This is a genomic window from Streptomyces sp. NPDC056580 (assembly GCF_042793175.1).
Taxonomy (GTDB): domain Bacteria; phylum Actinomycetota; class Actinomycetes; order Streptomycetales; family Streptomycetaceae; genus Streptomyces.
In genome coordinates, this window is record NZ_JBHTVE010000005.1 from 177,330 (window position 1) to 194,122 (window position 16,793).

A 16,793-nucleotide genomic window follows, 5' to 3' on the forward strand; every position below is an offset into this window, starting at 1 on the left:
TGCAACGGATCGAGGATAGTGCGGGCGTGCCGGCGGCCGTACGGGCCCGCGTCCACGGTTGGGTAACAGCCGCCGTGCCGGGCCCCGGCCGCCCCGGGCACGTCGACAACCTGTCGTGAAAAGCCCCCGGCCAGGGAACAGGACGCCGATGTCGCGACCGCGGCGGGGGCCTCTACCCTCGGGCGCATGACCCCTCAGCCCAATCCCGAAGCCGGTGCCGCAGTGAAGGCCGCGGACCGTGCGCACGTCTTCCACTCCTGGTCCGCCCAGGACCTCATCGACCCGCTCGCCGTGGCCGGCGCCGAGGGGTCGTACTTCTGGGACTACGACGGCAAGCGGTACCTGGACTTCACCAGCGGGCTCGTCTACACCAACATCGGCTACCAGCACCCCAAGGTCGTCGCCGCGATACAGGAGCAGGCGGCGAGGATGACGACCTTCGCGCCCGCCTTCGCGATCGAGGCCCGCTCGGAGGCGGCCCGGCTGATCGCCGAGCGGACCCCCGGCGACCTGGACAAGATCTTCTTCACCAACGGCGGCGCGGACGCCGTCGAGCACGCGGTGCGCATGGCCCGGCTGCACACGGGCCGCCCGAAGGTGCTCTCGGCGTACCGCTCGTACCACGGCGGCACCCAGCAGGCGGTGAACATCACCGGCGACCCGCGCCGCTGGCCCTCCGACAGCGGCAGCGCCGGTGTCGTCCACTTCTGGGCGCCGTTCCTGTACCGCTCCCGCTTCTACGCCGAGACCGAGGAGCAGGAGACCGCGCGGGCCCTGGAGCACCTGGAGACAACGATCGCCTTCGAGGGGCCGGGAACGATCGCCGCGATCGTCCTGGAGACCATCCCCGGCACCGCGGGGATCATGCTGCCCCCGCCCGGCTACCTGGCCGGCGTCCGCGAGCTGTGCGACAAGTACGGGATCGTCTTCGTCCTGGACGAGGTCATGGCCGGGTTCGGGCGGACCGGCGAGTGGTTCGCGGCCGACCTGTTCGGCGTGGTCCCCGACCTGATGACCTTCGCCAAGGGCGTGAACTCGGGATACGTGCCGCTCGGCGGCGTCGCCATCTCCGCGGAGATCGCCGAGACCTTCGGCAAGCGGCCCTATCCCGGCGGGCTCACCTACTCCGGGCACCCGCTGGCCTGCGCCACCGCCGTCGCCACCATCGGCGTGATGGCGGAGGAGGGCGTCGTCGACAACGCCAGGCGGCTCGGCGAGAGCGTGGTGGGCCCGGCCCTGGCCGAGCTGGCCGCGCGGCACCCGAGCGTGGGCGAGGTCCGCGGCACCGGCATGTTCTGGGCGCTGGAACTGGTGAGGAACCGGGAGACCCGCGAACCGCTGGTGCCGTACAACGCGGCCGGCGAGGCGAACGCCCCGATGGCCGCCTTCGCGGCCGCCGCCAAGCGGAACGGCCTGTGGCCCTTCGTGAACATGAACCGCACCCACGTGGTGCCGCCGTGCAACGTCACGGAGGCCGAGCTGAAGGAGGGTCTCGCGGCCCTGGACACGGCGCTGAGCACGGCCGACGAGTACACGGAGTAGCCACACCACGGCTGCCGCCGGGCCGATGCGAACGCGTAAGGTGACGTGCTCGTAAGGAATGACGAATACGTGCGAGTACGTCACCCACACGCGTGAGGAGAGGCCCCGACGATGCCCGGCAACGGCACCGTGACGCGCAGCACCCTGCGCCAGCAGATCGCGGACGCGCTGCGCGACGAGGTGCTGGCGGCCCGCCTCACGCCGGGCCGGGCGTTCACCGTCAAGGAGATAGCCGAGCAGTACGGCGTCTCGGCGACGCCGGTCCGCGAGGCGCTGGTCGACCTGTCCGCGCAGGGCATCCTGGAGGCCGACCAGCACCGGGGCTTCCGGGTCCCCGAGTACTCCCTGACCGACTACCGCCGCATGCTCGAGGCCCGCGGCCTGGTCACCGACGGGATGTTCCAGGCGCTCACCCACGATCACCCGGCCTTCGCCGACATGGCCGGCCCGCGGACGACGGCGGCCCTCGCCGCCGTGCGCCGGCGCGGCGAGGAGGCGCAGCGGGCCGCGGCGGCCGGCGACCTCACCGTGCTGATCGGCTACGACCTGCGCTTCTGGCGCGAGCTGAGCGGGCTGTTCGGCAACCCGTACCTCGCCGACTTCCTGCACCGGCTGCGCGTGCAGTCCTGGGTGTGCGCGGTGCAGCACCTGCGCCGCCTGCCGGACGTCCGGGGCCGGCTGTGGGCCGGGCACACCGAACTCGTCGACGCGCTGGCCCGCCGCGAGGCCGGGGCCGCGCGGGAGATCGTCGCCGCCGCCAACGCCCACTCGCTGGCCCTGCTGGAACGACTGCCGCCGCGATGACGCGGAGCGGTGGGATCCGTGGTGGGCTCGGGGTATGGGACCCGTACGACAGGGGCTGGGCCCGTCCCGCACCGACTACCCTTCCCTGACCACCTTCCGCCGTGCGTGAGACGCGCGCCTGCCGATGCGAGGAGCTCTCTTTGGCCTGTGATCTGTGGCTGGTACCGCTGGTGGACGTGTTGTGCCACACCCCGGACAACCCGTTCGCCGAGGAACTCGCGCACTACAACGACGCGCTGGCCGCGGCCGGGCTCCCGCCGGTGCCGGTGTACCAGTACATGCCGGGCCTGTCCGGCGAGGTCGCCCCGGTGGCCGGCTTCGACTACGACGCGCTGCACTTCCTGCGCCGGGCCTATCTGCTCCAGGTCTGCGGGCTCCCGGTGACCCCGGTGGACGAACTCGGCGGCGACTACGAGCAGTTGCTGGAGATGTTCGAGTCGACGGCCCAGCAGTCCCACCTGGTGTGGCACTACGACCACGCGGGCGCGTACGTCCCCGTCGACTTCCCGCACCCGCTGTCCAACGACGAACTCCTGGCCGGCGGCGGCCCGCTGGGCTCCTCGCAGAGCCTGCTGCGCGAGCTGGAGCACGTCGCCCCGTCGATCGGAATCGACCCGGCCAACCCGCCGGCGGCGCCGGAGCCGCCCGCCGCCCCCACCGAGCTGGAGGAGCCGGCCGTCCCCGCGCCGTACGACCCCAGCCCGTTCGCCCGGGAGCGGCACGTGTGGCTGGGCCTGCACGCGGCGGCGACCCGGTCGCTGGCCCAGGGCTCGATGATCGTGTTCAGCTGAGGGAGCCGCCGCCGAGCGGGCCACGCCGGCCCTGCGGCGCCTGCCCTGAGGGGCGGGGAGTGGACGGCCGGGCGCGGCTGCGCGCCGGCCGTCCCACCGGAAGTCCGGGCTTCCGGGAAAGGCCCCTCTACAGGAACGAGTTGATCTCGATCGTCTCGTCCCGGCCCGGGCCCACGCCGATCGCGGAGATCGGGGCGCCGGACATCTCCTCCAGCGCCTTGACGTAGTTCTGGGCGTTCTTCGGCAGGTCGGAGAAGGACTTCGCCTTGGTGATGTCCTCGGACCAGCCGGGCAGGGTCTCGTAGACCGGCTTCGCGTGGTGGAAGTCGCTCTGCGAGTAGGGCAGTTCCTCGACCCGCTTGCCGTCGATCTCGTAGGCCACGCAGACCGGGATCCGCTCCCAGCCGGTGAGCACGTCCAGCTTGGTGAGGAAGAAGTCGGTCAGGCCGTTCACGCGGGTCGCGTAGCGGGCGATGACCGCGTCGAACCAGCCGCAGCGCCGGTCGCGGCCGGTGGTCACACCCCGCTCGCCGCCGATGCGGCGCAGCGCCTCGCCGTCCTCGTCGAACAGCTCCGTCGGGAAGGGGCCCGCGCCGACGCGGGTCGTGTAGGCCTTGAGGATGCCGATGACGCGGCTGATCTTCGTCGGGCCGACGCCGGAGCCTGTGCAGGCGCCGCCCGCGGTCGGGTTGCTGGAGGTGACGAACGGGTACGTGCCGTGGTCGATGTCCAGGAGCGTGCCCTGGCCGCCCTCGAAGAGGACCACCTTGTCGTCCTCCAGCGCCTGGTTGAGGATCAGGACGGTGTCGGCGACGTACGGCTTGATCTGCTCGGCGTAGCCCAGCAGTTCCTCGACCACCTGGCCGGCGGCGATCGCGCGGCGGTTGTAGAGCTTGGTGAGGATCTGGTTCTTGGCGTCGAGGGCCGCCTCGACCTTCTGGGTCAGGATCGACTCGTCGTAGAGGTCCTGGACCCGGATGCCGACGCGGTTGATCTTGTCGGCGTAGGTCGGGCCGATGCCGCGGCCGGTGGTGCCGATCTTGCGCTTGCCGAGGAAGCGTTCCGTCACCTTGTCGACGGTCACGTTGTACGGCGTGATGACGTGCGCGTTACCACTGATCAGGAGCTTTGACGTGTCGACGCCACGCTCGTTCAGACCGCTCAGCTCGGAGAGCAGGACCGACGGGTCGACGACGACACCGTTGCCGATGACCGGCGTACAGCCGGGCGAGAGGATTCCGGAAGGGAGGAGGTGGAGTGCATACTTCTGGTCGCCCACGACGACCGTGTGGCCGGCGTTGTTGCCGCCCTGGTATCGCACTACATAGTCCACCGAGCCACCGAGCAGGTCGGTCGCCTTCCCCTTGCCTTCGTCACCCCACTGAGCACCGAGCAGCACAAGTGCGGGCACGCGCGTACACCCCTTCCGGGCGGGGCATGTCCAAGGTCGGGGGCATGGGCGTAAGGTGCACCGCCGCGTACCACCGCGACCGTCGTCGGCCGCACAACCGTCGGACCGGATGCCCCGGAATAGACGAAGCCCCTGGCGCAATAGCGCAAGGGGCTCTTGCACAAAGATGCTACCCGAGGAAGTGAGGCAGGACCGAGGTGGCGACCTTCGCGACGTCCGATCATCTGCTGGTGATCATCGATCCGACGGCACGGCAGGGGGACGGGGAGTCCGTACGGATCGCGAAAGACGTGCTCAGCGCGGGTGCGACCACCAAGGTGTGTCTGCCGGAGGGCCCGGAGGAATTCGCCCGGGCACTCGGCCGACGGGGTTCCCGGCGGCCGGTGGTGATCGGCGACGACCGGGCGCTGGTGCGCGCGGTGGCCCTGCTGCACCGGCACCGGGAGCTGGCCGGATGCGCGCTGGCCGTGGTGCCGGTCGGGGAGGCGTCGCTGGCGGAGTCCCTCGGCGTGCCGGCCGGCCCGGTGGCGGCCGCGCGGGCCGTGCTCGAAGGGGCCGAGCGGCGGCTCGACCTGCTGGTCGACGACAGCGACGGGGTGGTGCTCGGCGCGCTGGGCATCCCGCCGGCGCCGGTCCGGACGGCCGGGGCCCAGCCGGTGGACGCCCCCGGGGGGCACCCCTGGCTGCGTACGCGGTACCGCTCCCTGGTCCGCACGCTGGCCCCGCGGCCCGCCCGGCTCACCGCGATACCCGGCCCCGGCCCCTCCCGGCTGCGGGTGGAGGTCGACGGGGAGACGGTCGTGGACCTGGACCAGCCGGTGGAGGCGGTGTCGGTGACGCCGGGCGCGGGCGGGGCGGCGGCGGTCGAGGTGCGCCCGCTGTCGGGACCCGGCGCGGCGGCCGCGCCGCTGCTGGTCGCCGGGCGCACGGTGACGGTCGCGGGCGCGGACTTCCGCTACCGGGCGGACGCGATGGTGTCCGGGCCGGTGCGCCGGCGGACGTGGACGGTGCGGGAGGGCGCCTGGGGGCTGACCCTGCCGATGCCGGGCTAGCCCCGGACGCGGGGCGTCACGGGGATCCGAAGAGCTCCTCCCGCCGGGCACGCCAGCGGACCATCAGCGCGGCCAGCTCGGTGTCGACGAACTCGAAGAAGGCCAGCGTCTCGGCCAGCCGGAGCCCGGCCGGGGTGGTGGCGCCGAGGCTCTCCACGCCCTCCCGCAGGGCGTGCTCCCATCGCTTGATGACGGCCTCGCGGCTGGTCAGGGCCTCGTACCACTGGTCGCCGTGCACCCGGTACCGCTCCCGGCGCGAGCCGGGTTCGCGCTCCCGCGAGACCATGTGAACCTGCGCGAGGTAGCGCACCGCGCCGGAGACGGCCGCGGGGCTGATGCGCAGCCGCTCGCCCAGTTCGGCCGAGGTCAGGGTGCCGGAGTCGGAGGCGAGCAGGGCGGCGAAGACCCGGGCCGGCATGCGGGGCACGCCCGCCTCGACGAGCTGGGCCGCGAAGTGCTCCACGAACCGGGAGACCGCCTCCGGATCGCGTTCCGGCGCCCGGGAGGCCTGCCGGTCCGCCGCTCCGGGCCGTTCGGCCCTGTCCGCCCGCTCCGCCATTCCCGGATCATCTCCCCTGATCAGGCCCGCCGTCACCGCCGCGACCACCTCAACCGCAGTTTATACGGTTTCTTAACTTCACAAGTTTATGAAAGAAGCGTATGTTGCGAAACATGACTGAGGCGATCGCGGTCCGCGGACTCCGCAAGTCCTTCGGCCGTACGCACGCGCTGGACGGCCTGGACCTGGACGTCGAGACCGGTGAGGCCCACGGCTTCCTCGGCCCCAACGGCGCCGGGAAGTCCACCGCCGTCCGCGTCCTGCTCGGCCTGCTGCGCGCCGACGCGGGCACCGCGCGGGTCCTCGGCCGCGACCCGTGGGCCGACGCGGTGGAGGTGCACCGCCGCATCGCCTACGTCCCCGGTGACGTGACCCTGTGGCGCAACCTGTCCGGCGGCGAGGTCATCGACCTCTACGGCCGGCTGCGCGGGGGCCTCGACCCGCGCAGGCGCGCCGAACTGACCGAGCGGTTCGAGCTGGACCCGACGAAGAAGGGCCGCGCCTACTCCAAGGGCAACCGGCAGAAGGTCGCCCTGGTGGCGGCGTTCGCCTCGGACGTGGACCTGCTGATCCTGGACGAGCCGACCTCGGGCCTCGACCCGCTGATGGAGGCGGTCTTCCGGCGGTGCGTCGAGGAGGAACGGGACCGGGGCCGGACCGTGCTGCTCTCCTCGCACGTCCTCGGCGAAGTGGAGGAGCTGTGCGACCGGGTGAGCATCGTCCGGGGCGGCCGCACGGTGGAGACCGGCTCGCTGGCGGACCTGCGCCACCTCACCCGCACCAGCGTCAGCGCCGAACTCGCCGGCCCGCCGAACGGGCTGGCGGATCTTCCCGGCGTCCACGACCTCCACGTCCAGGGCCGCAGGGTCCGGCTCCAGGTGGACACCGGCGAGCTGGCCGCGGTGCTGCGGCAGCTCGGCGAGTCGGGCGTGCGGTCCCTGACCTCGACCCCGCCCACGCTGGAGGAACTGTTCCTGCGGCACTACCGGGACGAGCGCGGCGAGGCGACCGAGGTGGCGCGGTGAGCACGCTCGCGGCGCACACCTCCGCCCGGTCCCGTCAACTGGCGGGCACGGGCACCCTGTTGCGCTTCGCACTGCGCCGGGACCGGGTGACGACCCCGGTCTGGGTCGCGGCGAACGCCCTAATGGTCCTCTCCATGCCGGGCACGCTGCGGAACCTTTACGGCACCACCGCCGAACGCGTCCGCCTGGTCGACCAGTTGGAGGCCGACGCCTCGTTCCGGGCGCTGATCGGACCGGTCTTCGACACCTCGGTCGGCGCGCTGACCGCCTGGCGGGTGGGCGTGTACGCCGCCCTGCTGACCGCCGCGATGAGCCTGCTGATCGTCGTACGGCACACCCGGGACGAGGAGGAGAGCGGCCGGCACGAGCTGGTGGCGTCCGGAACGGTGGGCCGCCGGGCCCCCCTCACGGCGGCGCTGCTGGCGGCGGCCGTCGCCGACGCGGCCCTGGCCCTGCTGGTCGCGGCCGGTCTCGCCGGGCGGGGAGCGGGCGGCGCTCTGGCCTTCGGCCTCGGCCTCGGGGCCGTCGGCATGGTCTTCGCCACGACGGCGGCGATCGTCGTCCAGCTCACCGGGAGCGCCCGGCTCGCCCGGGGCCTGACGGCGGCCGTCCTCGGGGCGGCGTTCGTGCTGCGCGCGGCGGGCGACTCGGCCGGGGACGACGGTTCCTCGCCGCTGACCTGGCTGTCGCCGCTGGGCTGGCTGGAGAACCTGCGCCCCTTCGCGGACGAACGCTGGTGGGTGCTCGCTCTGTTCGCGGCGGCGGCGGCCGTGCAGGGGGCGGTGGCGTACGCGCTCGCCGGGCGCCGGGACGTCGGCATGAGCTTCCTGCCCACCCGGCCCGGCCCGGCCGCCGGCCGCCTCGGCACGGCGGGGGCGCTGGCCTGGCGGCTGCAGCGGGGCGGTCTGCTCGGCTGGTCGGCCGGCTTCTTCCTCGCGGGGGTCGTCTACGGCGGTCTCACCGACGGCGCGGCCGGCCTGGTCCGCGACAACGACGGCGCGCGGCGCGTCCTCGAGCGGATGGGCGGCGGCGACGGACCCACGGACGCGTTCCTGGCGTCGATGACCGGCATGCTCGGCCTGATCGCGGCCCTGTACGCGGTCGCCTCGGTGCTGCGTCTGCACGGCGAGGAGACCTCGGGCCGGGCGGAACCGGTGCTGGCGTGCGCGGTGGGACGGCTGCGCTGGGCCGCGGGCCATCTCACGATCGCCTTCGGCGGCTCGGTCCTGATCATGCTCCTGGCGGGCCTCGGCTTCGCCGTCGGCTACGGCAGGCAGGTCGTGCCGGTCCTGGGCGCCTGCCTGGTGCAGCTCCCTGCGGTGTGGGTGATCGGCGCAGCGGCGCTGCTGCTGTACGGCGCGGCTCCCCGGCTCGCACCGGCCGCCTGGGGCCTCGCGGTGACGGTCCTCCTGATCGGCTGGGTGGGCCCCGCCCTGGACGCACCGCGGATCGTCCTGGACCTCTCCCCCTTCGGCCACCTGCCGAAGCTGCCGGGCGGGGGCATGGAGTGGGGCCCGGTCCTCACCCTCACGGGTCTGGCCGTGGCGCTGACCGCGGCGGGCCTGACGGCCCTGCGACGGCGGGACCTGGCGGGCTGAGCGGCTCAGTCGAGGTACTGCTTGAGTTCCCCGGTGTCACTCGATGATCACCGAACGGGTGATCACCTCACCTCCACGCTCAGGCCCTCCAGGCCCCGGATCACGAAGTTCGGCTTGCGCCGCGGCTCGGACGCCAGGGTGAGGGTCGGGGCCCGTTCCAGGAGGGCCGTCATCGAGGCGGCCAGCTCGATGCGGGCCAGCGGGGCGCCGATGCAGTAGTGGATGCCCGCGCTGAAGGAGATGTGCGGGTTGTCCCGGCGGGTGAGGTCGAGGCGGGCGGGGTCGGCGAAGGCGGCCGGGTCGTGGTTGGCGGAGCCGAAGAGCATGGCGACCTCCGCGCCCCGGGGAATCGTCGTCCCGGCGATCTCGATGTCGTCCAGGACCCAGCGTTCGAAGAGCTGGAGCGGGGTGTCGTAGCGCATCAGCTCCTCGACCGCGGACGGGACCAGGGAGTGGTCGGCGCGCAGGGCCGCCAGTTGGCCGGGGTTGCGGAACAGCGCCCACCAGCCGTTCACCGTGGCGTTCACCGTGGCCTCGTGACCGGCGTTGAGCAGCAGCACCGCCGTGGAGATCATCTCCTGCTCGGTCAGCCGGTCGCCCTCGTCGTGCGCGGCGATCAGCCCCGAGACGAGGTCCTCGCCGGGCCGCTCGCGGCGGGCCGCGATCAGCTCCGCGAGGTAGGCGGAGAACTCCGCCGAGGCCCGGACCGCGCTCGCCGCCGTCTCCTCGGACGGGTTCAGCTCGTACATCCCGCAGATCGCCGCCGACCAGGGCCGCAGCAGCGCGCGGTCGGCCTCAGGGACGCCCAGCATCTCGGCGATCACCGCCACCGGCAGCGGCTCGGCGACGTCCGTGAGCAGATCGCCGCCGCCCGCCTCGACCAGCCCGGCCACCAGGTCGTCCGCCAGGCCGTGCACGTACGGCTTCAGCCGCTCCACCGTGCGCGGGGTGAACGCCTTGGACACCAGACGCCGGATCCGGGTGTGGTCCGGCGGCTCCAGGTCGAGCATGCCGTGGTCGTTGAGGGTGTGGAACGGCTCGTGCTCCGGCGGGGGCGCGGTCCGGCCGAACTCCTCGTGGGTGAAGCGGTGCCGGTAGGTGCGGCCCAGGCGGCGGTCGCGCAGCAGCGCCGAGACGTCCGCGTGGTGCGGGACCAGCCACTGGTCGGTGGGCTCGTACCGGATCACCCGGCCACGCGCCCGCAACTCGGCGTAGGCCGGGTACGGGTCGGCGACGAAGCCGGGGTCCCAGGGGTCGAAAGCGAGGTCAGCGGCAGTTGCCATGGAGGGACGCTAGCCCGGCTCAGCCCGGTGTGACCAGCCTCGCCTCGTACGCGAACACCGCAGCCTGGGTGCGGTCCCGCAGGCCCAGCTTCACCAGGATCCGGCTCACATGGGTCTTGATCGTCGACTCGGCCACCACCAGCCGCCCGGCGATCTCCGCGTTCGACAGGCCCTGCGCGATCAGGACCAGCACCTCCGTCTCCCGTTCGGTCAGCTCCCCGTAGGCCGCCTGCGCCGACGGCATCAGGCGCGGGGAGTCCGCGAGCCGGGAGAACTCGGTGATCAGCCGCCTGGTCACCGAGGGGGCGAGCAGCGCCTCGCCGGAGGCCACCACCCGGACGCCGTCCGCCAGTTGACGGGCCGAGGCGTCCTTCAGCAGGAACCCGGAGGCGCCGGCGCGCAGCGCCTGGTACACGTACTCGTCCAGGTCGAACGTGGTCAGCACCAGCACCTTCGCGGCGCCGTCCGCTGCGACGATCTCCCGGGTGGCCTCGATGCCGTTCAGTTCGGGCATGCGGATGTCCATCAGCACCACGTCCGGGGCGAGTTCCCGCACCCGCTCGACCGCCTCCCGGCCGTTGACGGCCTCGCCGACGACCTCGATGTCCGGCATCGCGTTCAGCAGGACCGAGAAGCCCTCGCGCACCATCATCTGGTCGTCGGCGACCAGTACCCGGATCGTCATGCCCCGTCCTCGGTCGCTCCGGCCGCAGGGACCGGCAGGAACACCGTCACCTCGTACCCCCCGTCGGCCGCCGGCCCCGCCGTCATCTCGCCGTTCAGCATGGCGACACGCTCCCGCATGCCGGTGATGCCGTGGCCGGCTCCGGGGGACGGCTGCACGAGGTGGGGAGCGGGCGGCGGGCCGTTGACCACGCGCAGGCCGAGGCCGCCGAGCACGTACCCGATCTCCACCCGGGCGTCCGCGCCCGGCGCGTGCCGCAGGGAGTTGCTCAGCGCCTCCTGCACGATCCGGTACGCCGACAGCTCCACGCCCTGCGGCAGCTCGCGCACCGCGCCGGTCACCGCCTTCTCCACGCCGAGACCTGCCTGCCGCACGTTGGCCAGCAGCCGGTCCAGGTCGGCGAGGGTCGGCTGCGGGGCGTCCGGGGCCTCGTAGTCCTCCGCGCGGACGACCCCGAGCACCCGGCGCAGCTCGGTCAGCGCCGCCACCGCGTTCTCCCGGATGGTGGCGAACGCCTTCTCCAGCTCCTCAGGCGGGTTGTCCACCCGGTACGGCGCCGCCTCGGCCTGGATGGCGACCACCGACATGTGGTGCGCGACCACGTCGTGCAGCTCGCGGGCGATGGTCGTGCGCTCCTCCAGCAGGGTCCGCCGGGAGCGTTCCTCCGCGGTCACCGTCCGCTGCTCGGTGACCTCCCGCTGGGCCTGCCGGCGGATGTGCCGCACGGTGACCACCAGCAGGATCAGCGCCGAGAGGATCAGCATCGGCGCCACGTCGGTGTCGTAGTGGCTCCAGCCGAGGAGGGTGTCGGTCAGGAAGCCGTAGACCGCGGTGAGCACCCACATCCAGGCCGCCGTGCGCGGGCGGGTGCGTATCGCCACCACCGTGAGCACCACCAGGTGCGAGACGAAGCTGCCCGGTCCCCACGGCCAGTCCATGCCGGTCGCCCCGCCGATCACGGAGAGGACCGTGGTCGCGGCGAGCGAGAACCAGAAGGCGCCCACCGGACGCACCAGGGTCAGCAGCACCGGTCCCAGCGCCAGCAGCCCGCACAGCAGCGGCACCGGGCCGGAGCCGCTCGTGCCCGCCAGCCCGATCAGCATCGCCAGCCCGCCAAGACCGATGACGACGGCGTGCGGTGTCCAGCCCGAGTACCGCGTCGGGCTGCCGGAGCGCCCGACGGCCCCGGTCCGGGGCAGCGGGCGGTAGGCGAAGGCGTCGTCGAACAGGTCCTGCCGCAGGCCGCGCAGGGCGTCCCCGGCGAGCTCACGCTCGGGGCTGCGCGGCCGCTCGGCTCCACCCGCCGGAATCGTCTGCGTGTGCGTCGTCTCGGTCACGTGGGCAACGGTAGGCCGCGCCGGGCCGGCGGTCGTCACCTCGCAGAAGGGTCCTCGGCCGTCCCCCTCAAGTACTACGGCTCCGCCGGGCGTCAGTACCGGGACGGCCGCACCAGGCCCGACTCGTAGGCGAAGACGGCCGCCTGGGTGCGGTCGCGCAGCCCCAGCTTCACCAGGATCCGGCCCACGTGCGTCTTCACCGTCTGCTCGGCCACCACCAGCCGCCCGGCGATCTCCGCGTTCGACAGGCCCTGCGCGATCAGCGTCAGCACCTCGGTCTCCCGCTCGGTCAGGTCGCCGACCCGCCGCTTGAGCGGGGGCCGGGGCGTGCCGTCCAGCCGGGAGAACTCGGCGATCAGCCGGCGGGTGATGCCCGGGGCGAGCAGCGCGTCTCCGGCGGCCACCACCCGGACCGCCTCGGCCAGCTGGTCGGCGGAGGCGTCCTTCAGCAGGAAGCCGGAGGCCCCCGCGCGCAGCGCCTGGTACACGTACTCGTCGAGGTCGAACGTGGTCAGCACCAGGACCCGGACGTCAGGGTGGTCGGCGGTGATGCGGCGGGTCGCCTCGATGCCGCCAAGCTCGGGCATCCGGATGTCCATCAGCACCACGTCGGGGCTCAGTTCGCGGACCTTGGCGATGGCGTCCAGACCGTGCACCGCCTGTCCGACCACCCGGATGCCGGGCTTGGTGTCGAGCAGCACGGTGAAGCCCTGCCGGACCATCTGCTGGTCGTCGGCTATGAGTACGCGGATGGTGCCGGCGCCGCTCGTCATGGCGTCTGGTCTCCTGTCGTGGACGGGTGGGGCGGCTCGCCACGGTCGAGCGCGCCGGGCGGGGCGGCGGACGGGGCGCCGTCCCGGGGCAGGAAGGCTGCGACCGCGAAGCCGCCGTCCGGTGCCGGGCCGGCGGTGACACGGCCGCCGAGCATCGCCGCGCGCTCCCGCATGCCGAGCAGCCCGTGCCCGGCGCCCGGGGAGGACGGCACGGGGCGGCGCGGCGGTGAGTTGGTCACCGTCAGCCGCAGCCCGTCCGGGCCGTGCGCGACCTCGACCCGGACCGTCGAACCGGGCGCGTGCCGCAGGGCGTTGCTCAGCGCCTCCTGCACGATCCGGTACGCCGACAGCTCCACCCCCGGGGCGCAGGGCCGCGCCGCGCCGCCGACCTCGGCGGTCACGTCCAGTCCGGCCGCCCGGGTGTTCTCGATCAGCGCGTCGAGCCGGTCGAGCGTGGGCTGGGGGGCGTCCGGGGCCGTGCCGGTGCCGGGGTCGCCCAGGCCGTAGGGGTCCTCGGGGTTCTCCGACCGCAGCACGCCGAGCACCCGGCGCAGTTCGGTGAGCGCCTCCAGCGCGTTCTGCCGTATGCCCGCGAGGTTCTCGACCAGCTCCGGCGACGGCCGCTCGACGAGATGCGGGGCCACCTGCGCCTGGATGGAGATGACCGACATGTGGTGCGCGACCACGTCGTGCAGTTCCCGGGCGATGCGGCTGCGCTCCTCCAGCAGGGTGCGGCGGGCCCGCTCCTCAGCGGTCAGGGAGGTCTGCTCGACGAGTTCCGCGCGGGCCACCCGGCGGCCGCGCAGGGCGGCGCCGAGGACCACGACGACCGCGGACAGGACGACGGCGAGGACTCCGGTGGGCTGGTAGCGCGAGCCGCCCCACACACCCTGCAGGAGCCAGGTGACCAGTGCGGTCAGGGCCAGCGCCTCGGCCGAGACCCGGGTGCGCACGCGCAGCGCGAGCAGCAGCAGGACGAGCAGGTGGGCGACGATGCCGGCCGCGGTCCAGGGCCAGGTGAACGTCACGCCTGGCACCAGGTCCAGCCTGCCGTGCACCGCCGCGGCGCCCACCACGGTCCCGGCCGTCGACAGCCACCAGCCCGCGACGGGCCGCCACATCGCGAGCACGATCGCACCGCCCTGCGCCAGGGCGATCACGAAGGCCGCTCCGGGCTGCAGGTGTCCGTTGTCCCCGAGCTGCGCGCTGCCGCCGACGGTGACCCCGAACGCGGTCAGCCACAGCAGGCCGTGCGGCAGCCAACGCAGCCACACGGAGACGGGCAGCGGATCCGGCCTGAAGTCCCACAGGTCGCCGCGCAGCACCCGCATCCGGCGCCGGCCCCAGTCCGCGAGCAGCACCGGTGCCCGGCGGCCCCCCGTCTCCGTCACGCGGTCCACCCTAGGGCCTGTCTGACGATCCGCGGCGGATCAGCCCGCGGCGTCCGGTGCCGTGCATCGCAAGGCGGAGGGTCGCCCTCGTACTGGACGTACCTGGGCGCACCCGACAACGCGGCGAGGTGCGGTGCCAGACGTCGCGGGCCCGGCGGGAATCGTCAGACATGCCCTAAGGCCTGCGGGTCCGGTGGCCCGCGCCCGCGGGGCCCCGGTCAGCGGCGCGGTGCACGCGGACCACCCGGGACCGGCCGGAGGAACCGCCGCTCGCGGGACGGCGGCGCGTGCCCTGCTCGCAGGAGCGGAACACCGACCAGTACAGGGCGAGTACGGCGGTGAACACCGGCAGCCAGAGGAGCCGGGCCGCGACCCAGTGCGGGCCGTCCGGCTGGGTGTGCAGGCCGGGGAGCCGGCCGGCCGCGAGGGCGGTGACCGTGGTGGTCATCAGGGCCGTCTGGTGCCACAGGAAGACGGTCATCGCGGAGAGGTTGACCAGGGCCGCGGCCGCCCAGGCGAGCGGGCGGCGCATCGCCCGGCGCAGCCGGTCGCGCAGCAGGAGGGCCAGCCCGCACTGGGCCAGTCCGAAGGTCACGGCCGCCAGCGTCGGCGGGTTCAGGTTGGAGACGGTGGCGCCCGGCACCCCGACCATGGACGCGGGATAGCCCGCGCACGTCACCAGCAGGACCGTGGCCGCCGTGCCGCCGAGGAGCAGCAGCCGGGCCGCGCGGCGGCCGTCCAGCTCACCGCGGGTCCAGGCGGCGCCCAGGGTGTACGGGACCAGCCAGCCGGCCGCCACGTTCACCCAGCCCAGCCAGGAGGGGCCGGTGTGCAGGCCGAAGCGGAGGATGTCCACATGCAGGACGACGGCCAGCGGCCAGAGCGGGCTGAGCCGGACGAGCAGCGGGGTGGCCGCCGTGAGGGCGGCGAAGACCAGCAGGAACCACAGCGGCGACAGGGCCAGTTTGAGCAGCGTGTGCAGCGTCGCGAAAGGGACGCCGCTCAGCAGCAGGGCGGCGGCCGCCGCCGTCCACAGGGCGAGGAGCGCGAGCACCGGCCGGAGCAGACGGGCCAGGCGGCTGCGCAGCCATGCCCCGTACGAGAGCCCCCGGGTCCGCGCCGAGGCCAGTGAGCGCGTCGCCACATGACCGCCGACCAGGAAGAACACCGCGAGGGTCTGGAAGACCCAGGAGACGGGGGCCAGCCACGGCAGGTGCCGCAACGGGCTCGCCGTGTGCAGCGCCCCGTCCTGCGGCACCAGGGCGGTGACCAGCCAGTGGCCGAGGACCACACCGAGGATCGCGAGGGCGCGCAGCGCGTCGACCGCGCGGTCCCGGGAGGCCGGGGTGGCGGCGTCCACGCGGCGGGCGCCCCGCCGTACCGCGTGCGTCAGGCGCGGCGGGCGGGGGGCCTCTGCCGTCAGGGTGCGGTCGGGAGTACGGCGACGGGGGCCGGGGACCGGCTCAGGCACGGGTCACCTCCGAGGTGGTGCCGAGGGTGATCCGGGCCAGGTTGGCGAGGGCGGCCGAGCCCGGGGCGAAGTAGCCGCTGTGATCGGCGTCCGCGGCGTCGAAGACCCGGGCGCCGAAGGCCCGGGAGACCGGGTCGGCGCCGAAGCCGACGGTGGCGCCCAGCAGGCCGGCCCGTACGTGCGGGACGTGGGCCACCCAGTCGCGGCTGCCGCGCGCCGCCCAGATCCGGGCACGGGTGTGCAGCCCGGCGACGGTGGCGGCGCCCGTGCCCGGGCTGCCGACGAGGACGACGTCGCCGACGTCCAGACCGTGCGCGGCCCGGCCGCAGACGACGGAGCCGTAGGAGTGGCAGAGCAGGGAGATCCGGGCCCGCGCGGGGGCGATGGCGCGCAACCGCCCGGTGAGGGCGCGAAGACGGGGCGCCGCCTCGTCGGCCCTGGCGGTCGTGGTCACCGTGGCGCTGACCGTGCCGGGGGTGCGGTAACCGAGCCAGGCGACCACGGCGACGCGGACGCCGGCGGGAGCACGGCGCGTGAGGTCGTCGTACAGGGCGGCCGCCGCCCGGTGGAAGCGGGCGTAGGTGTCGATCGAGGTGTCCGAGCCGGGTACCAGGACGGCGACGCGGTCGGCCCGGCGCAGCTCGCCGAGGACCTCGGTGGCCTGGCCGGGGCCGCGGCCGTCGAAGGCGAGCAGCTCGCGGGCGGCCAGCGCCCGGTCGGCGGCGGCCCGGTGCGCGTCGCCGTGGGCGGCGGCCATGACGGCGGCCTCGGCGGCGTTGGCCCGGTTCGCCGCGTAGACCGACGCCAGGGTGGCCGCGGTGGGCGGGGCGTGACCGGCCGGGGGCGGGGCGGGGATCGTGGAGCGCGCGGCGGCGGTCAGGGCGACGACCGTGGCGGCGGTGAGCAGCGCCTGGCGCCAGATCCCGTTCCGCCCCGGCCGACACCGGCCCCGGCGGGGCGGCGGCGGGTGCGGACCGGCGGCGGACGGCGGCGCTTGCCCCATGGTGGCTTCCCTTCGCCAAGCCCGGCCATCGGGCTTGTCGAGAAGGGAAGTTAGGAGCCGGAGGGCGT

15 protein-coding genes are annotated in these 16,793 nt (G+C 74.0%); 6 read left to right on the forward strand and 9 right to left on the reverse strand.

Translation table 11 applies throughout. The annotated features are described in order from the left end of the window. Positions 1-186: 186 nt before the first annotated feature. The 3 genes from ACFQ9Z_RS12155 to ACFQ9Z_RS12165 all read left to right on the forward strand — a co-directional run bounded on the left by ACFQ9Z_RS12155 (position 187) and on the right by ACFQ9Z_RS12165 (position 3,137). Complete coding sequence (locus tag ACFQ9Z_RS12155) at positions 187-1,542, forward strand: aspartate aminotransferase family protein (RefSeq protein ID WP_383014924.1); 1,356 nt, start codon at positions 187-189, stop codon at positions 1,540-1,542. A 111-nt stretch (positions 1,543-1,653) separates the two neighbouring features. After that, positions 1,654-2,346: a GntR family transcriptional regulator gene (locus ACFQ9Z_RS12160; RefSeq protein WP_383014927.1), complete on the forward strand. Its 693-nt coding sequence runs from the start codon at positions 1,654-1,656 to the stop codon at positions 2,344-2,346. 140 nt (positions 2,347-2,486) lie between these two features. Continuing rightward, a complete protein-coding gene (locus tag ACFQ9Z_RS12165; RefSeq protein WP_143629802.1) occupies positions 2,487-3,137 on the forward strand; it encodes a hypothetical protein in 651 nt (216 codons plus the stop codon). Positions 3,138-3,264: 127 nt separating this feature from the next. Here the strand turns inward: ACFQ9Z_RS12165 and ACFQ9Z_RS12170 are convergent, their stop codons facing one another. After that, on the reverse strand, positions 3,265-4,548 hold the full coding sequence (locus ACFQ9Z_RS12170; protein ID WP_383014931.1) for an adenylosuccinate synthase: 1,284 nt from the start codon (positions 4,546-4,548) through the stop codon (positions 3,265-3,267). A gap of 197 nt (positions 4,549-4,745) precedes the next feature. On the opposite strand from ACFQ9Z_RS12170, the gene ACFQ9Z_RS12175 reads away from it, so the two are divergent. Beyond that, the gene (locus ACFQ9Z_RS12175; protein ID WP_383014934.1) at positions 4,746-5,600 is read left to right on the forward strand and encodes a diacylglycerol kinase; all 855 of its coding nucleotides are present in this window, start codon (positions 4,746-4,748) and stop codon (positions 5,598-5,600) included. 16 nt (positions 5,601-5,616) lie between these two features. On the opposite strand, the gene ACFQ9Z_RS12180 is transcribed toward ACFQ9Z_RS12175, so the two are convergent. Continuing rightward, positions 5,617-6,159, reverse strand: coding sequence for a GbsR/MarR family transcriptional regulator (locus tag ACFQ9Z_RS12180; protein ID WP_383014937.1), 543 nt, complete (start codon positions 6,157-6,159; stop codon positions 5,617-5,619). A gap of 113 nt (positions 6,160-6,272) precedes the next feature. Here ACFQ9Z_RS12180 and ACFQ9Z_RS12185 point away from each other — a divergent pair, with 113 nt between their 5' ends. Then, complete coding sequence (locus ACFQ9Z_RS12185; RefSeq protein ID WP_383014940.1) at positions 6,273-7,184, forward strand: ATP-binding cassette domain-containing protein; 912 nt, start codon at positions 6,273-6,275, stop codon at positions 7,182-7,184. Further along, positions 7,181-8,782 carry an ABC transporter permease gene (locus ACFQ9Z_RS12190; protein ID WP_383014943.1) on the forward strand — a complete coding sequence of 534 codons (1,602 nt, stop codon included), beginning with the start codon at positions 7,181-7,183 and terminating at the stop codon, positions 8,780-8,782. Before ACFQ9Z_RS12185 ends, ACFQ9Z_RS12190 begins: the two co-directional genes overlap by 4 nt. Positions 8,783-8,844: 62 nt before the next feature. On the opposite strand, the gene ACFQ9Z_RS12195 is transcribed toward ACFQ9Z_RS12190, so the two are convergent. From ACFQ9Z_RS12195 to ACFQ9Z_RS12225, 7 genes are all read right to left on the reverse strand, one after another. After that, a complete protein-coding gene (locus tag ACFQ9Z_RS12195) occupies positions 8,845-10,065 on the reverse strand; it encodes a cytochrome P450 (RefSeq protein WP_383014946.1) in 1,221 nt (406 codons plus the stop codon). A gap of 19 nt (positions 10,066-10,084) precedes the next feature. After that, positions 10,085-10,750, reverse strand: coding sequence for a response regulator transcription factor (locus ACFQ9Z_RS12200; protein ID WP_143629818.1), 666 nt, complete (start codon positions 10,748-10,750; stop codon positions 10,085-10,087). Further along, the gene (locus ACFQ9Z_RS12205) at positions 10,747-12,087 is read right to left on the reverse strand and encodes a histidine kinase (RefSeq protein WP_383014950.1); all 1,341 of its coding nucleotides are present in this window, start codon (positions 12,085-12,087) and stop codon (positions 10,747-10,749) included. The genes ACFQ9Z_RS12200 and ACFQ9Z_RS12205 overlap by 4 nt, the downstream gene beginning before the upstream one ends. Before the next feature lie 92 nt (positions 12,088-12,179). Then, complete coding sequence (locus ACFQ9Z_RS12210) at positions 12,180-12,860, reverse strand: response regulator (RefSeq protein WP_383014953.1); 681 nt, start codon at positions 12,858-12,860, stop codon at positions 12,180-12,182. Continuing rightward, positions 12,857-14,191: a sensor histidine kinase gene (locus ACFQ9Z_RS12215; RefSeq protein ID WP_383015808.1), complete on the reverse strand. Its 1,335-nt coding sequence runs from the start codon at positions 14,189-14,191 to the stop codon at positions 12,857-12,859. The genes ACFQ9Z_RS12210 and ACFQ9Z_RS12215 overlap by 4 nt, the downstream gene beginning before the upstream one ends. A 235-nt stretch (positions 14,192-14,426) precedes the next feature. Beyond that, positions 14,427-15,674: an acyltransferase gene (locus tag ACFQ9Z_RS12220; protein ID WP_383015811.1), complete on the reverse strand. Its 1,248-nt coding sequence runs from the start codon at positions 15,672-15,674 to the stop codon at positions 14,427-14,429. 40 nt (positions 15,675-15,714) lie between these two features. Then, the gene (locus ACFQ9Z_RS12225) at positions 15,715-16,725 is read right to left on the reverse strand and encodes an alpha/beta hydrolase (RefSeq protein WP_383014956.1); all 1,011 of its coding nucleotides are present in this window, start codon (positions 16,723-16,725) and stop codon (positions 15,715-15,717) included. Positions 16,726-16,793: the final 68 nt, after the last annotated feature.

Excerpts from the sequence above, each read along its gene's own strand:
- ACFQ9Z_RS12155 (WP_383014924.1), top strand. The coding sequence starts at position 187 with ATGACCCCTCAGCCCAATCCCGAAGCCGGTGCCGCAGTGAAGGCCGCG.
- ACFQ9Z_RS12160 (WP_383014927.1), top strand. The coding sequence starts at position 1,654 with ATGCCCGGCAACGGCACCGTGACGCGCAGCACCCTGCGCCAGCAGATC.
- ACFQ9Z_RS12180 (WP_383014937.1), bottom strand. The coding sequence starts at position 6,159 with ATGGCGGAGCGGGCGGACAGGGCCGAACGGCCCGGAGCGGCGGACCGG.
- ACFQ9Z_RS12185 (WP_383014940.1), top strand. The coding sequence starts at position 6,273 with ATGACTGAGGCGATCGCGGTCCGCGGACTCCGCAAGTCCTTCGGCCGT.
- ACFQ9Z_RS12195 (WP_383014946.1), bottom strand. The coding sequence starts at position 10,065 with ATGGCAACTGCCGCTGACCTCGCTTTCGACCCCTGGGACCCCGGCTTC.
- ACFQ9Z_RS12200 (WP_143629818.1), bottom strand. The coding sequence starts at position 10,750 with ATGACGATCCGGGTACTGGTCGCCGACGACCAGATGATGGTGCGCGAG.
- ACFQ9Z_RS12210 (WP_383014953.1), bottom strand. The coding sequence starts at position 12,860 with ATGACGAGCGGCGCCGGCACCATCCGCGTACTCATAGCCGACGACCAG.
- ACFQ9Z_RS12215 (WP_383015808.1), bottom strand. The coding sequence starts at position 14,191 with ATGCGGGTGCTGCGCGGCGACCTGTGGGACTTCAGGCCGGATCCGCTG.
- ACFQ9Z_RS12225 (WP_383014956.1), bottom strand. The coding sequence starts at position 16,725 with ATGGGGCAAGCGCCGCCGTCCGCCGCCGGTCCGCACCCGCCGCCGCCC.